The sequence below is a fragment of the Devosia sp. Soil_C_22 genome (assembly GCF_057657195.1).
The window spans coordinates 2,652,819-2,667,815 of the sequence record NZ_JBDGIY010000001.1; the positions used below are offsets into that span (position 1 = coordinate 2,652,819).

Annotated in this window: 11 protein-coding genes; 4 read left to right on the forward strand and 7 right to left on the reverse strand. The window is 66.0% G+C overall.

From position 1 onward, the window contains the following. Nucleotides 1–10: 10 nt before the first annotated feature. On the reverse strand, nucleotides 11–1,036 hold the full coding sequence (locus AC3A6I_RS12980) for a substrate-binding domain-containing protein (RefSeq protein WP_487544135.1): 1,026 nt from the start codon (nucleotides 1,034–1,036) through the stop codon (nucleotides 11–13). Between the two features lie 312 nt (nucleotides 1,037–1,348). On the opposite strand from AC3A6I_RS12980, the gene AC3A6I_RS12985 reads away from it, so the two are divergent. Both AC3A6I_RS12985 and AC3A6I_RS12990 read left to right on the forward strand, forming a co-directional pair. Then, nucleotides 1,349–2,581 (forward strand): ROK family protein, encoded by a 1,233-nt coding sequence (locus AC3A6I_RS12985; RefSeq protein WP_487544136.1) that lies wholly within the window; start codon nucleotides 1,349–1,351, stop codon nucleotides 2,579–2,581. A 93-nt stretch (nucleotides 2,582–2,674) separates the two neighbouring features. Next, nucleotides 2,675–4,861 carry a putative bifunctional diguanylate cyclase/phosphodiesterase gene (locus tag AC3A6I_RS12990; protein WP_487544137.1) on the forward strand — a complete coding sequence of 729 codons (2,187 nt, stop codon included), beginning with the start codon at nucleotides 2,675–2,677 and terminating at the stop codon, nucleotides 4,859–4,861. Here the strand turns inward: AC3A6I_RS12990 and AC3A6I_RS12995 are convergent. Further along, complete coding sequence (locus tag AC3A6I_RS12995; RefSeq protein WP_487544138.1) at nucleotides 4,858–5,856, reverse strand: DNA topoisomerase IB; 999 nt, start codon at nucleotides 5,854–5,856, stop codon at nucleotides 4,858–4,860. The genes AC3A6I_RS12990 and AC3A6I_RS12995 overlap by 4 nt on opposite strands. Before the next feature lie 3 nt (nucleotides 5,857–5,859). Continuing rightward, nucleotides 5,860–6,036 (reverse strand): hypothetical protein, encoded by a 177-nt coding sequence (locus AC3A6I_RS13000; RefSeq protein ID WP_487544139.1) that lies wholly within the window; start codon nucleotides 6,034–6,036, stop codon nucleotides 5,860–5,862. A 120-nt stretch (nucleotides 6,037–6,156) separates the two neighbouring features. On the opposite strand from AC3A6I_RS13000, the gene ade reads away from it, so the two are divergent. Both ade and AC3A6I_RS13010 read left to right on the forward strand, forming a co-directional pair. Further along, complete coding sequence (ade, locus tag AC3A6I_RS13005) at nucleotides 6,157–7,869, forward strand: adenine deaminase (RefSeq protein WP_487544140.1); 1,713 nt, start codon at nucleotides 6,157–6,159, stop codon at nucleotides 7,867–7,869. Then, nucleotides 7,866–9,509, forward strand: coding sequence for a CocE/NonD family hydrolase (locus tag AC3A6I_RS13010; protein ID WP_487544141.1), 1,644 nt, complete (start codon nucleotides 7,866–7,868; stop codon nucleotides 9,507–9,509). The genes ade and AC3A6I_RS13010 overlap by 4 nt, the downstream gene beginning before the upstream one ends. Nucleotides 9,510–9,548: 39 nt before the next feature. On the opposite strand, the gene AC3A6I_RS13015 is transcribed toward AC3A6I_RS13010, so the two are convergent. From AC3A6I_RS13015 to AC3A6I_RS13030, 4 genes are all read right to left on the reverse strand, one after another. Further along, the gene (locus tag AC3A6I_RS13015; protein ID WP_487544142.1) at nucleotides 9,549–9,908 is read right to left on the reverse strand and encodes a hypothetical protein; all 360 of its coding nucleotides are present in this window, start codon (nucleotides 9,906–9,908) and stop codon (nucleotides 9,549–9,551) included. Nucleotides 9,909–10,061: 153 nt separating this feature from the next. Beyond that, nucleotides 10,062–12,221 carry a malate synthase G gene (locus tag AC3A6I_RS13020; protein ID WP_487544143.1) on the reverse strand — a complete coding sequence of 720 codons (2,160 nt, stop codon included), beginning with the start codon at nucleotides 12,219–12,221 and terminating at the stop codon, nucleotides 10,062–10,064. A gap of 106 nt (nucleotides 12,222–12,327) precedes the next feature. Continuing rightward, nucleotides 12,328–13,650, reverse strand: coding sequence for a guanine deaminase (guaD, locus tag AC3A6I_RS13025; RefSeq protein WP_487544144.1), 1,323 nt, complete (start codon nucleotides 13,648–13,650; stop codon nucleotides 12,328–12,330). Next, the gene (locus tag AC3A6I_RS13030; protein WP_487544145.1) at nucleotides 13,647–14,867 is read right to left on the reverse strand and encodes a urate hydroxylase PuuD; all 1,221 of its coding nucleotides are present in this window, start codon (nucleotides 14,865–14,867) and stop codon (nucleotides 13,647–13,649) included. The genes guaD and AC3A6I_RS13030 overlap by 4 nt, the downstream gene beginning before the upstream one ends. Between the last annotated feature and the right edge of the window lie 130 nt (nucleotides 14,868–14,997).

Sequence of the window (14,997 nt, forward strand, 5' to 3'; positions counted from 1 at the left end):
ACCTGCGCGATCAACCCCAGCAGAGCTTCAGGCCCTCTTCCGTGGTGATCGACTCGACGCCATCGACCGGCTTGTCAGTAATCAGCGTCGCGCCGGTGTCGAGGAAGCCGACGGCCGGATCGATCTCGGGAATGGTGCCCGAAGCGATGGCTTCGAGCGCCATCGAGGCCATCTTCAGCGGATATTGCTGGCTGGTGGCGCCGATGACGCCGGCCTTGACGTTCTCGACGCCCGGGCAGCCGCCGTCGATCGAGACGATCAGCACCGAACCGTCGGCCTTGCCGGCTGCTTCGAGTGCCTGGTAGCCGCCGGCCGCGGCCGGCTCGTTGATGGTGTAGACGACGTTGATGTCCGGGCAGCGCTGCAACAGCGTTTCCATGGCCGTGACGCCGCCCTCTTCCGAGCCGGCGGTCATTTCATGGCCGCAGATGCGGGCGTCGTCCTCGTCGCCGTACTTGTTCGGGTCCTTCACGTCGATCCCGAACCCCTGCATGAAACCCTGGTCGCGCAGGTAGTCGACGGTCGGCTGGTTGGTGGCGAGATCGAGGAAGGCGATCTTGGCGTTCGCTGCGGCATCGCCGAGCGTGCCCTTGGCCCAGGCGCCGATCAGCTGGCCGGCCTTGCGGTTGTCGGTTGCAAAGGTCGCGTCGGCCGCATCCATCGGATCGAGCGGCGTATCGAGCACGATGACCATCAGCCCGGCGTCGCGCGCCGACTGGATGGTCGGCACGATGGCGCTCGAGTCGGACGGCACGATGGCAAAGCCCTTGGCGCCGGCGGCGATCAGGCTCTCGATCGCGGCGATCTGGCCTTCATTGTCGCCGTCGAACTCGCCGGCATAGGTGCGAAGGTCGAGCCCGAGCTCTTCCGCCTTCTGCTGCGCGCCTTCACGCATCTTGACGAAGAACGGGTTGCCTTCCGTCTTGGTGATGAGGCCGACGATGGGCTTGTCCTGGGCGAAGGCTGCGGTGCCCGCCATCACGCCGAGCGCCACCGCGCCGGCGAGCGTCATCTTCAGAAAACCGAGTTTTCCCATAAAGTCCTCCCGTGTTGCGTTGCTCGCCCGAGGCGGTTTTCCCGCCATTCGGGCAAGAGGCAGGGCTCGCGTCCTCCACGCGGTCCTCCCCGGCCGAGGGCGATATCAGCGCAAGCGCCGCGGGCTGTCAATAAATTAGTCCAGTTGATTTATTAATTGACATGGAGCGCCGCGCCGATAATTCTTTCGTTCGGGAGGGGGTGCGAAACCCCTGAAATCGATTGCATTTTCACCTGCGTCGTGGCTGTTCGGGCCGTGACGGAGAGCGGGTGGAAATTGTCAACGGAACCAGGCGTCAGGAGGTCGTCCACTGTGACCACCGGCGGAACGCGTGAGCCCGGTTCGCGGCCGGCGGCTGCCGCGCGCGGCACCAACCAGACCGGCGTGCGCCTCTACAACGAGCGCCTGGTGCTGTCGCTGATCCGGCGCCATGGCGACCTGCCCAAGGCCGACATCGCGCGGATGACGGGGTTGTCGCCGCAGACCATCTCGATCATCACCAATGCGCTCGAGGCCGACGGCCTGCTGCTGCGCGGCAAGCCGTTGCGCGGCAAGGTCGGCCAGCCGCTGGTGCCGTACTCGCTGAACCCCGAGGGGGCCTTGAGCTTCGGGCTGAAGATCGGCCGGCGCAGCGTCGATCTCTACCTGATCAACTTCACCGGCAAGATCCTCAAGCTGCTGCACCAGACCTACCCCTATCCGACGCCGGAGGGGATCCGCACCTTCGCGCGCGACGGCATCGACCAGTTGCTCGAGGGCCTCTCCCCTGCCCTCGCCGCGCGCATCGCGGGCTTGGGTATCGCGGCGCCCTACGAGATGTGGACCTGGCACGAGGAGATCGGCGCACCCAGGGCCGAGATCGAGGCATGGCGCACCATCGACGTACGCGCCATGGTCGCCGAACTCTGCCCTTGGCCGGTCTATTTCGCCAACGACATCACCGCCGCCTGCGCTGCCGAGCTAATGTTCGGCACCGGCGGCGAGCATATCGACTACCTCTACGTCTTCATCGGCTCGTTCATCGGCGGCGGGCTTGTGCTCAACGGGCATCTGTTCCCCGGCCGCACCCAGAACGCCGGGGCGCTCGGGTCGATGCCGGTGCTCGGCGCGAGCGGGACGGGCCGCACACCGCAGCTGATGCACGTTGCCTCCATCTACACGCTCGAGCGCAAGCTGATCGCGCAGGGGCGCAACCCGCAGATCCTCTGGCAATCTCCGGACGACTGGGGCGACGATCTCGGCCCTGTGCTCGACGAATGGATCGACGAGGTGGCGCTCAGCGTGGCCTACGCCATCATCGCCGCCATCGCGGTGATCGATGTTGAGACGGTGCTGATCGACGGCGCCTTCCCCACCCATGTGCGCGAGCGGGTGATCGCAGGTACCGAGGCCGCCATCGGCCGCATCAACCGGCAGGGGCTCAGCGAGTTTCGGCTGCTGCCCGGCAGCATCGGCAATGCCGCGCGCGCCATGGGCGGCGCCTCGCTGCCGTTGCTCGCCAACTTCACGCAGGATCGCGAAGTGCTGTTCAAGGACAATGCATAGCGGCGTAATTCTCCGGTAACCGGGAAAGCATCGAACAAAGTAACGACTTGGCAAAACCTGGAATGGCAGGGTCGGCGCCTGTTGAGCCGCCAAATGATGCCAAACACAGAACGTGCCAGGTTCGGACGGTCGTTTTCGCTGGTCGTGATGACCTCGGTGCTGGTCGTGTTCGTCGCGACCATCGCAATGCTGACGGGCTTCGTCCTGTGGACGGCCGGCGAAGTCGACCAGAGCGCGCTCGACCGCCAGAGCCAGCGGGCAGCTTATTTCATCAATGGTCAGCTCGACGGTACGGTGCGCGAGCAGCAGTCGATCACCATCTGGGACGATGCCATCACCGAGCTGCGCACCGGCGACATGGGCTGGATCGACGTCAACTTCGGCATCTGGTTCTACGACTATTTCCACCACGACGAGACCTACATCCTCGTCGATGGCGCGCCCGTCTACGCCTCGGTGGCCCGCAAGCGCCAGGGCCCCGCGACCTTCGCCGGGCGCGCCGATGTGGTGCAGCCGCTGATCGACAGCGTGCGCGAACGCACGCTCGCCGGCTATGTCGATCCACCATTTGCCAGCGACTTCATCATGCTCGATGGCGTGCCCGCCATCATCAGCGTGTCACCCATCGTCTCCGACACGGGCAACATCATCCAGCCGCCGGGCACCGAACCGCTGGTGGTGAGCATCATCCATCTCGACATCGATTACGAGCTGCGGCTCATCGAGAAATACCAGCTCGAAGCCGGCCGCTTCACGGCGACACCGGGTCACGAGGGCTTCAGTATCCTGCCCATTGCCAACCGGGCCGGGCGGATCGTCACCTTCTACGAGTGGCAGCCCTACCGCCCTGGCGAAATGCTGCTGCAGCGGACCACGCCGGCACTGATCGCCGCCCTCGTCATTCTAGTCGTTGCCGTGGGCACGCTGCTCCTCGTGCTCTGGCGTTCCTCGGCCGCGCTCGAAAGCAAGAGCGCCGAAGCCGAGCGGCAGGCCGCTCAGGATGCCCTGACGGGCCTGCCCAACCGGCTGAGCTTCGACCGCCAGTTCGCCCGCCGCCTCGCCGGCGGTGGCGGCAGCAGCACGGCGCTGCTGATGCTGGACCTCGACCGCTTCAAGCATGTCAACGATACGCTCGGCCACCATGCCGGCGACGAGTTGATCCGCATGGTGGCGCAGCGCCTGCGCGACCTGATCGCGCCCACCGATACGCTGGCGCGGTTGGGCGGCGACGAATTCGCCATCCTGCACAGCTGCCGTGAGCCGATCGAGGCGGCGGAGTTGGCCGAGCGCATCATCGAAGCCATAGCCCGGCCGTTCCGTATCCACGCCAATGAGGCCTTTGTGGGCGTCTCGATCGGCATCGTCATCACCCAGCCCGGCCAGCACGACACGCGCGAGCTGAGCCGCCGCGCCGACATCGCGCTCTACGAGGCGAAATCCGCCGGCCGCAACCGCGCCGCCATCTACGAAGGCGCGATGGACGAGCTGGTGCAGACCCGGCACACCATCGAAGCCGAGCTGCGCGAGGCCCTGCGCGCACCGGGACAGCTCTGGGTGGCGTTCCAGCCGCTCTACGACCGGTCGCGCGTCGGCATCGTCGGGGCCGAGGCGCTGCTGCGCTGGACCCACCCGAAGATGGGTCCGATCCCGCCTGCCCGTTTCATCGCCGTGGCCGAGAGCACTGGCCTCATCGAGCAGCTGGGCGAGTTCATCCTGCGCCGTGCCGCCGTGTTCGGAGCACGCTGGCCGGGCAAGACCGTCGCCGTCAACATCTCGCCGGCGCAGCTGCGCAATCCGACCTTCGCCGACCGCGCCTTCGCCATCCTGAGCGAAACCGGCATGCGGCCGGCCGATCTCGAGATGGAGATCACCGAGGGCATCCTGCTCGACGACGAGAGCGTCGCCACGGACGCCATTGCCCGCTTCCGCCAGGCCGGCATCCGCATCGCGCTCGACGATTTCGGTACCGGCTATTCCTCGCTCAACTACCTCAAGCGCTATCCGGTCGACCGCATCAAGATCGACCGCTCCTTCGTGAGCCAGCTCTCCGCCACAGCCGCGACCAACGCCATCGTCCAGGCCATGGTGACGCTGGCTCATGCACTGGACATCGAGGTGACGGCCGAGGGCGTCGAAACCGACGAGCAGTTCGACGTGCTCGCCGCCATGGGCTGCAACACCTACCAGGGCTATCTGCTGAGCCAACCGCTGACCACCGGCGACATGGAGGCCCGCCTCGTCACCGCCGCCGCCGGCAGGAGGATCGCGCAGCTCGCCTAGGCTGCAGCGTCCAGGACGGCAGCAAGACGCGCCTCGCGCTTGCGCAGCCCGCCCGGCGCCTCCTCGACGCCGTTCCACAGCTCGGCCAGCCGGCCACGCTCGAACAGGGCGAACAGGCACGGCGCGATATAGCTCGAGCGCGAGATCGCCGGAGTATTCTGCAAGAACGCCGCGACCTGCCGGGTCACCGCCGTCATCTGGCGCTTGCGCGCCGGCACGCTGTCCGCACGGTCAACCTTGGCCAGCGCTTCGGCCGCGAGCGCGCTGCCATGCAGGGTGCGGAAATCCTTGGCAGCGACCGGAACGCCGGCGATCTCGCGCAGGTAGCGGTTGATATCGTCGGTGCGCAGGGCACGCGGCTTGTCGTCGCCATTGCGATACATCAGCAGCCGCCTGCCTCGGATGGTCTTGATCCGCGCAATGGCATCGGCCAGCCGGGCATCGCGAAAGCCATACTCCGCGCGTTTGCCGCTCTTGGCCGGAAAGCTCGTGGCGATGAGGTCGCCATCGACAAGGATGTCGCGTGCGTAGAGCGTTCCGGCGCCGCGCGTGCCATGTGCATCGAGGTAGCGTTCGCGTCCGACTCGCATGGCGGTACGGTCGATCAGCGCCACGCCAATGGCGAGCGCCAGCTGCTTGCTGCCAGCCTCGGCCGCAAGGTCCTCGCGCACTCGGCGGCGGATGCGCGGCAGGGCGTCGGTGAGCAGCCCCAGCTGCCGCTGCTTGCGTCGCGTGCGGCGAAGTTCCCAATCGGGGTGATAGACATACTGCAGCCGCCCGGCAGCGTCCGTGCCGCAGGCCTGCAGATGCGCGTTCGCAGCCGTCGCAATACGAACGTCGGTCCAGGCGGGCGGCAAGCCCAGCCCGCGAACCCGGTCGTAGACCGCTGCGTCGGTCACCTTCTCGCCGTCAGCATCCACGAGGCCGAAGCCTCGGCCGCGCTTCACCCGCCGGAGGGTCAGCTCCTCGCGGCCGACCCGCTTGAGACGAACCATCCACTAGACGCCCGTGCTGGTTCCCGGTCCCGGTGCGAGCACGAAGAAGATCAGGTAGATCAGTCCGAAAGCCAGCACGATGCCGAGCACCGACCAGATCAGCACCCGGAAATTCATCAGCCGGCGGCTCCCCTGCCGAACCTCGGTCGTGGACTTGCCGGAGTCATAGGTCTTGGTCATCGAACCTGCCTTGATGTTCACCTGTGAAAACCAACGCCGGCCCGTGCGATGCGGTTCCTTGCCCACTTGACCGCGGCAGGCTGAACACGGACGGTGGGGCAGTCCGTTCACGGTTGCGTCATGTCCATCTCTGCCGAACAGCTGACCCGGATGATCAAGGCCGGCGCGGGACAAGTCCCTGCCGACGTGGTGATCAAGAATGTGCGGCTGCTCGACGTGATTTCGGGCACGGTGACCCAGAGCGACATCGCCATCGTCGGCGACCGCATCGTCGGCACCTATGGCGAGTATGAGGGCACCAGGGTGATCGACGGCGGCGGGCGCTTCGCCGTGCCGGGCTTCATCGACACGCACCTGCACATCGAATCCTCGCTGGTGACCCCATTCGAGTTCGAGCGCTGCGTGCTGCCGCATGGCGTGACCACGGTGATCTGCGACCCGCACGAGATCGCCAATGTGCTCGGCGCCGAGGGCATCCGCTATTTCCTGCAATGCGCCGAGCGGGCGGTGATGGATATCCGCATCAACCTCAGCTCGTGCGTGCCGGCAACGCCGCACGAAACCTCGGGCGCGCGGCTGGAAATCGCCGACCTCGAGCCGTTCCGGGACCATCCGCAGGTAATCGGCCTCGCGGAGATGATGAACTTCCCCGGCGTGCTGGCAACTGACCCGGGCATCATTGCCAAGCTCGTGGCCTTCCAGGGCGGCCATATCGACGGCCACGCCCCGCTGCTCAGCGACCTGCGGCTCAACGGCTATCTCGCCGCCGGCATCCGCACCGACCATGAGGCGACAACCGCGGTCGAGGCGCGCGAGAAGCTCCGCAAGGGCATGGCGATCCTGATCCGCGAGGGCTCGGTAAGCAAGGATCTCGAGGCGCTGGCCGAGATCCTGGACGCCGATACTTCGTCCTATGTCGCGCTGTGCACTGACGACCGCAACCCCCTCGACATCCTCGAGGAAGGCCATCTCGACAGCTCCATCCGCCGCCTGATCGGGCGCGGGCGACCGCTGCACCACGTCTATCGCGCCGCCTCGCACTCCGCAGCGCGCATCTTCGGGCTCAAGGATCGCGGCCTCGTTGCGCCGGGCTATCGCGCCGATATCGCGCTGCTCGACAGCCTCGAGGATTGCCGGGTCAGCGATGTCGTGGCAGCCGGCAGGTTGGTGGTACCGGAGCTGTTCGAGGCGCGCCAATCCGTGTCGCCAGTGGGGCTGGCCTCGATGAAGGCGAAGCCGGTGGAGCCCTCGACCTTCATCGTCGCTCCCAATCCGGGACACAACGAAACGCCGGTGATCGGCGTGCGTCCGGGGCTGATCCTCACCTATCGCGAAAGCGCCGTGCTCGAGGTCTCCGAGCGCGGCGTGCTGCCCGACACAGCAAACGATGTGATCAAGATCGGCGTGATCGAGCGGCACGGCGTCAACGGCAACGTGGCGCTGAGCTTCACCAAGGGGTTCGGGTTGAAGCGCGGCGCCATTGCCTCGTCGGTCGGCCATGACAGCCACAACATCACCGTGGTGGGTGCAACCGATGAGGATATGGCCGTGGCGGTGAACCGGCTGATCGAGCTCGGCGGCGGCTTCGCGGTAGCCGATGCCGGCCGGGTGACAGCCGAGTTGGCCCTGCCGATCGCAGGATTGATGAGCTTGCTCAGTTTCGAGGGCGTCGCCGACAAGTTGCATCACCTGCGCGAGGCCGCCTTCGAACTCGGCTGCACGCTGCCCGAACCGTTCCTCCAGGTGGCGTTCCTCGCCCTGCCGGTGATCCCGCACTTGAAGATGACCGACCGCGGACTGTTCGACGTCGACGTGTTCGATTTCGTCAGATGAGCCTCGCTAGCCGCTTCCTCGCCGATCGCTTCGGCCTGCCCCGGCGCAAGAACCGGATCCGCGTCACCAGGGGCATCATGGTGACGATGGCCGACGGCGTTCGCCTCGCCACCATGCTGTTCGAGCCGAAACTGCCCGGCCCGCACCCGACCATCCTGATGCGCGAGCCCTATGGACTGTCGGGCTTTTCCACCGTCGGCGAGATCTATGCCGAGCGCGGCTACAATGTCGTGCTGCAGGCCTGCCGCGGCACCGACAGGTCTGAGGGCGAGTTCGACCCGTTCGGGCACGAGCGCGACGACGGGCTCGCCACGCTCGACTGGATCAAGGACCAGCCCTGGTATGATGGCCGGCTGGGCACGTCCGGCCCGAGCTATCTCGGCTACGCACAATGGGCCATCTGCGATGCGCTACCGAAGCAATCGGCCATGGCTGTCAAGGTGACCAGCTCGGAGTTCCGCTCGATCGTCTTCCCGAGCGGAGGCCTCGCCGTCGGATTATGGCTGAGCTGGATCCAGACCGTCGAGGGCATCCGCGGCAACCCGATGCGCACGGCCCGGCGCATGTTCACCGGCGGCATCGAGCGGGCAACCCTGCGCGCCACCATGAAGCTGCCGCTCAAGGATGCCGACAGGCGCGTCACCGGGCACGTCGTACCGTTCTGGAAGCGCTGGATGGACGAGGCCATCGGCAATGACGGCTTCTGGCAGCCGCTCGACCACACCCACCGCCTCGGCAAGCGCACGCCGCCGGTGAGCTTCGTGTCGGGATGGTCGGATTTCATGCTCGACCAGTTGCTCCGCGACTACGCCACGCTGGTCGAAGCCGGCCAGAGCCCGCCGCTGACTATCGGTCCGTGGACGCATGTCAGCCCCGAGCTCCAGATGGAAAGCGTGCGCCAGACCCTCGACTGGATGGACGCAAAGCTGCTCGGCGACGCCGCCAGCCTGCGCGACAAGCCGGTGCGGTTATGGATTTCCGGCGAGAACCGCTGGCGCGATTTCGATGTCTATCCGCCGGTCGAACCGGAGCCGCAGATCTGGCAGCTCCACCCCGAAGGGGTACTGTCGCAGCGCCCGGTGCGGGCTTCGGATCCCGACACTTACACCTACGATCCCGTGGACCCGACGCCGGCTGTCGGCGGGGCGATGTTCGCCTTCAAAGGCGCCGGCCCGGTGGACCAGGCCCCGCTTGAGCAGCGCAAGGATGTGTTGCTTTACACCTCTGAGCCGCTGTTCAGCGACACGACCATCCTCGGGCAGGTGCGTGTCGCGCTCTATGCCCGGGCGAGCCTGCCCAACGCCGATTTCTTCGTGCGTCTATCGGATGTGGACGAGGCGGGAAAATCGACCAATGTCTGCGACGGGATCGTGCGCAAGACCTCGGCCGACCCCGCCGTGCCCGATGACATATGGAAGCTGAGCTTTCGCATGCATGCGGCCGCGCATACGTTCAAGCGGGGCCATCGGCTGCGGGTGGTGATCGCCAGCGGCGCCCACCCGCGTTACGCGCGGAACACCGGTACTGATGAGCCGCTGGGTGAGGCAACGACGCTGCTCACCGCCGATATCGAAATCTTCCACGACCCGCGGCACCCGAGCGCCGTGCATCTGCCGGTGGTGGAGTTGCCCGACCGATAGAAAGAGACCCGGGCGCGAGCCCGGGTCGGGTAGTCGGGGTTACTGGACGAGGCCAGCGGTCTTGCAGTCCTCGAGCGTCAGCACGTCGAGATCGATGCTGGTCACGAGCTGCTTGGCAGCCTGGGCCGGATCGCCGGCGTCAGGAGCCGTATCAGCGCTGTCGTCGTTCGGCTCGTCGGCGTCGCCATTCGCCTGATCGTCATCGTCCTTCGTGCCGGCGGCGGCACTTGGATCAGCCGCGGTATTGTCCACGCGGGCCAGCGTATCGCACTGAGCCTGCACGTAGGGCAGTTCCTCGGCCGTAATGGTTGCGCCGGCAATCACGGTCTGGGCCATGGCCGGGCCGGACACCAGCATGGCTGCGGCGAGGGCAATAGACGAGATAAGGGGGAGCTTCATTTTTTTCTCTCCATTGTTCTTGGGTCTCATCAGGCCGGGAGGAATGGCCTGTGAAATCGAACTTTGAGAGCTGCGAATGGTTGCCGCTGTGCACCTTATCGTGAGCTTGGGGAACCATCGGCGGAGGCGCAAAAGCCTCCGCCGATGAGCCGTCTAAGCGGCTGCTTTCACGCGCTCGCGGGCGGCGTGGAGGATCGGCTCGGTATAGCCCGAAGGCTGGGTTGCCCCTTCGAGCGCGAGGGCCAACGCCGCCTGGTAGGCGATCGAGCTGTCGAAATGACCGGCCATCTGGCGGTAGAGCGGATCGCCGGCATTCTGGCCATCGACCACCGCCGCCATCTTCTGGAACGACGCATGGACCTCGGCCTCGCTGACCAGCCCGTGCTTCAGCCAGTTGGCGACTGCCTGTGAGGAGATGCGGCACGTGGCGCGGTCCTCCATCAAGCCGACATTGTTGATGTCGGGCACCTTCGAGCAGCCGACGCCCTGGTCGACCCAGCGCACGACATAGCCGAGGATACCCTGCGCGTTATTGTCGAGCTCGCGCAGGATTTCGGCCTTGCCGAGCTTGCCCTCGGCCAGCACCGGCATCGAGAACAGCTCATTGAGCCCCGGCGTAGCCTGGTTGTGCCGGCGCTTCTGCGCTTCGAACACGTCGACCTGGTGGTAGTGCAGCGCGTGCAGCGTCGCCGCGGTCGGCGACGGCACCCAGGCGGTGTTGGCGCCGGAATTGGGATGGCCGATCTTGGCCTGCATCATCGCGGCCATGTCGTCGGGCCGGGCCCACATGCCCTTGCCGATCTGCGCTCGCCCCGAAAAGCCGGCGGCGAGCCCGATGAGCACGTTCCGGTCTTCGTAGGACTGGATCCACTTTTCGGCCTTCACATCGTCCTTGCGCAGCACCGGGCCGGCCAGCATCGAGGTATGGATCTCGTCGCCGGTGCGATCGAGGAAGCCGGTGTTGATGAAGAACACGCGGGCGCGCGCGGCATAGATCGCGGCCTTGAGGTTCGCCGAGGTCCGGCGTTCCTCGTCCATGATGCCGATCTTGATGGTGTTGGGCTTGAGGCCGAGCACCTTCTCGACGCCGGTGAAGATATCGCAGGCGAGCTGCACCTCGTCCGGCCCGTGCATCTTGGGCTTCACGACGTAGATGGCCCCGGTCGTCGAGTTGACCTTGTCGCTCATGGCGCAGAGCGCAGTGAGCGCCGCATCCATCAGGCCCTCGCCGATCGGCTGGCCGGCCGGATCGAGTACCGCCTTGGTGGTCATCAGGTGCCCGACATTGCGCACCAGCAGGATCGCCCTGCCCTTCAGCACCAGCGGCTGGCCGTTCACGCCCTTGTAGGTGCGATCGGGGTTGAGGCGGCGCGTCATCGGCTTGCCGCCTTTCTCGAACGTGTCCTCGAGCGTGCCGTTCATCAGCCCGAGCCAGTTGCGATAGACGCCGACCTTGTCCTCGGCATCGACGGCCGCCACGGAATCCTCGCAGTCCTGGATGGTCGTGAGCGCCGCTTCGACGACCACGTCGCTGAGCCCGGCCGGATGCTCCTTGCCGATGGGTGTGCCTGGCGCAATGACCAGCACGATGTGCAGGCCGTTGTGCTTCAACACCAGCTCGCCGGCCTCCTGCGTGCCGCCATAGCCGACGAAGGCCGCCGGGTCCTTCAACGCAACGCGGCCGCTCGCGGTGTCGGCGGCAAAGACGCGGCGCTCGCCTTCCTTCACCACATGGTAGCCCGTGACGTTGGCGTGGCTGGCGCCGGCCAGCGGCACGGCTTCGTCGAGGAACTGGGCGGCGCGGGCGAACACGGCCTTGCCGCGCGCCGGGTTGTAGCCTTTGCCGGGGGTCAGGTCGCCGTCGCGGGCGATCGCGTCGGTGCCGTAGAGCGCGTCGTAAAGGCTGCCCCAGCGCGCGTTCGCAGCGTTGAGCGCGTAGCGGGCGTTGGAGACGGGCACCACCAGCTGCGGGCCGCAGGTGGATGAGATTTCCGGATCGAGCCCTTCCGTCTCGATGGTGAAATCGGCCGGCTCGCCAACGAGATAGCCGATGGACTTGAGGAAGGACTGATACTTCGCCGGATCGGCGCCGACCGGGCCGTCGGCCTTGTGCCAGTCGTCGATCTGGGTCTGCAGCTTGTCGCGCAGGGCGAGCGCGGCGCGGTTACGCGGCATGAATTCGGCGACGAGGCCAGCAAGACCCGACCAGAACTGACCCGGCGCGACGCCGGTGCCCGGGATGGCTTCCTTCTCGACGAAATCCACCAGCAGCCTGTCGACCTTCAGGCCGGATTTCTCGACGTAGTCAGCCATTCTCAAACCCTTCTCTAAGCAAACCGTATCAGCGCCACGCCAGCGGCATCACCGTTTTCCGGCGTCGGCGCAATGCTCCGAACGTAGTTTTTCCGTTTGGTGGAATTCACCGCTCCGCAGCATGCGGCACCAGCGCCGATTTCATCGGCCTGCCCATGACATAGGTCTCGGCAATGGCGCGGTCGTCGCCGCAGGTCTGCAGCAGGAACAGCTCTTGCTCGAGCGACAGGCAGGTCTCCATCCGCAGCGCCATTTGCGGGGTGGCGCGGGCGTCGAGGACGACGATATCTGCCTCCTTGCCCGGTTCGAGCGTGCCGATGCGATCATCGAGGCTCATCGCCCGGGCATTGCCGAGGGTCAGGTGATAGAACGAGCGGAACGGGGTCAGGCGCTGCCCGCGTAGCTGCATCACCTTGTAGCCCTCGTCCATGGTGCGCAACATCGAGTACGAGCTGCCGCCGCCCACATCGGTGGCGGTGGCGATGCGCACGCCGCGCTCGTGCTGGCGCTCATAGTCGAACAGGCCCGAGCCGATGAACAGGTTCGAGGTCGGACAGAACACTGCCACCGATCGCGTCGCCGCCAGCACCTCGGTCTCGCGGTGGCTCAGGTGGATGCAGTGGCCCAGCAGCGTCTTCGGCCCCAGCAGATGGAATTTCTCGTAGATGCCGACATAGTCGCCGAAATTCGGGAACAGCTCGTTGGCATAGGCGATCTCGGCGAGGTTCTCCGACACATGCGTCTGGATGTGGAGATCCGGGAACTCCCTGGCGAGCGCCTCGGCCATGGCCATCTGCTCGTGCGTCGAAGTGATGGCGAAGCGCGGCGTGATAGCGTAGTGCGCCCTGCGCTTGCCGTGCCATTTGGCGATGCCGGCCTTGGTGTCGTCATAGCCCGATTGCGCCGTATCGAGCAGCCCCGGCGGCGCGTTGCGGTCCATCATCACCTTGCCGCCGACCACCAGCATGTCGCGCTTGGCCGCCTCGCCGAAATAGGCGTCGACCGATTGCGGATGCACCGAGCAATAGGCGGCGGCCGTGGTGGTGCCGTGGCGGATCAGCTCGTCGAAGAAGCGCGAGGCGATACGCTCGGCATGCGCGGGGTCGGCGAAGCGCTGCTCCTCGACAAAGGTATAGGTGTTCAGCCACTCGAGCAGTGCGGCTGCGTAAGCGCCGATCACCTGCATCTGCGGGAAATGGATATGCGCATCGATGAAGCCCGGCAGGATCAGGTGCGGGCGATGGTCGATGATCTCAGCCGCATCGTGATGCGAAGCGGCGCGTTCATTGTACTCGCCGACCATCACGATCCGGCCGTCGCGGATCACCACCGCGCCGTCCTCGATGTAGCGGTAGGACCCGTGATCGTCGCGCGCCTGGGGTTCGCTGACGAAGGTCAGGACGCGGCCGCGCAGGATTCGGACGGTCACGATGCCCCCTCGCGCACCCACTGCACCAGCACGGCGCGCTCCTCCGGCGTCATCTCGGTCACATTGCCGGGCGGCATGGCGTGCGAATAGCCGGCCTGGATGGCGACTTCATGCGCATGGTTGGCGATGGCTACGGGATTGTCGAGGATGACGTTCTTGGGCGCTTCGAGAATGCCCTCCCAGGCCGGCTCGGCAGTGTGGCACATCGAGCAGCGGGTCAGCACCGCCTGGCTCGCCGCCTCGAAATGCGGGCTCTGCATCATCAGGCTCGCCTGTGGCGACGGCACGCTCTCGGCCCCGGTCGGCAGCTTCGGACCGCTCGACAGCCAGGCGATCAGGATGAAGATCACGATGGCTAGCGCCCAGGTCCAGCTCGGGCTGCCCTTCTTGGCGTGGCGGGTGTTGAAGAAGTGCCGGATCAGCACGCCTTCGAGGAAGATCAGCGAGGCGATGATCCAGTTCCACTGCGTTGCGAAGGCGAGCGGATAGTGGCTCGAGAGCATGAAGAAGATGACCGGCAGCGTCAGGTAGTTGTTGTGCAGCGAGCGCTGCTTGGCCACCTTGCCATACTTGGCGTCGGGCACCCGGCCGGCTTTGAGGTCGGCGACCACGATCTTCTGGTTCGGGATGATGATCATGGCGACATTGGCGGCCATGATGGTCGCGGTGAACGCGCCCATGTGCAGCATCGCGGCACGCCCGGTGAACACCTGCGTGTAGGCCCAACTCATCGCCACGAGGATCGCGAACAGCACCAGCATCAGACCGGTGGTCGAGTTGCCGATCGGCGATTTGCACAGCGTGTCGTAGAGCACCCAGCCGAGCACGATCGAGCCGAGCGAGATCAGGATCGCCTGCCAGCTCGCGATGTCGAGTACGTTGCGGTCGATCAGGAAGAGATCGGCGCCGAAATAGTAGACCACGACGAGCAGCAGGAAGCCGCTCAGCCAGGTGAAATAGCTCTCCCACTTGAACCAGGTCAGGTGCTCGGGGAGGAAGTCCGGCGCCACGAGGTATTTCTGGATGTGGTAGAAGCCGCCGCCGTGCACCTGCCACTCCTCGCCGTGCGCGAGCGGCGGCAGGCTCGGGGTTTTGCGCAGGCCGAGGTCGAGCGCGATGAAGTAAAAGCTCGAGCCGATCCAGGCAATGGCCGTGATCACATGCGTCCAGCGCACGGCAAAGCTCAGCCATTCCCACAAGATCGCGAAATCGGTCATTCGGCTGCCCCTGCCATCAGCTGCTGCCCCTCACCCTGGCCCTCTCCCCAGCGGGGAGAGGGGACGCACTTTGCACGGACGGTACCACACCGCCCCCTCTCCCCGCTGGGGAGAGGGTTGGGGTGAGGGG

Excerpts from the sequence above, each read along its gene's own strand:
- AC3A6I_RS12980 (WP_487544135.1), bottom strand. The coding sequence starts at position 1,036 with ATGGGAAAACTCGGTTTTCTGAAGATGACGCTCGCCGGCGCGGTGGCG.
- AC3A6I_RS12990 (WP_487544137.1), top strand. The coding sequence starts at position 2,675 with ATGATGCCAAACACAGAACGTGCCAGGTTCGGACGGTCGTTTTCGCTG.
- AC3A6I_RS12995 (WP_487544138.1), bottom strand. The coding sequence starts at position 5,856 with ATGGTTCGTCTCAAGCGGGTCGGCCGCGAGGAGCTGACCCTCCGGCGG.
- AC3A6I_RS13000 (WP_487544139.1), bottom strand. The coding sequence starts at position 6,036 with ATGACCAAGACCTATGACTCCGGCAAGTCCACGACCGAGGTTCGGCAG.
- ade (WP_487544140.1), top strand. The coding sequence starts at position 6,157 with ATGTCCATCTCTGCCGAACAGCTGACCCGGATGATCAAGGCCGGCGCG.
- AC3A6I_RS13010 (WP_487544141.1), top strand. The coding sequence starts at position 7,866 with ATGAGCCTCGCTAGCCGCTTCCTCGCCGATCGCTTCGGCCTGCCCCGG.
- AC3A6I_RS13015 (WP_487544142.1), bottom strand. The coding sequence starts at position 9,908 with ATGAAGCTCCCCCTTATCTCGTCTATTGCCCTCGCCGCAGCCATGCTG.
- AC3A6I_RS13020 (WP_487544143.1), bottom strand. The coding sequence starts at position 12,221 with ATGGCTGACTACGTCGAGAAATCCGGCCTGAAGGTCGACAGGCTGCTG.
- AC3A6I_RS13030 (WP_487544145.1), bottom strand. The coding sequence starts at position 14,867 with ATGACCGATTTCGCGATCTTGTGGGAATGGCTGAGCTTTGCCGTGCGC.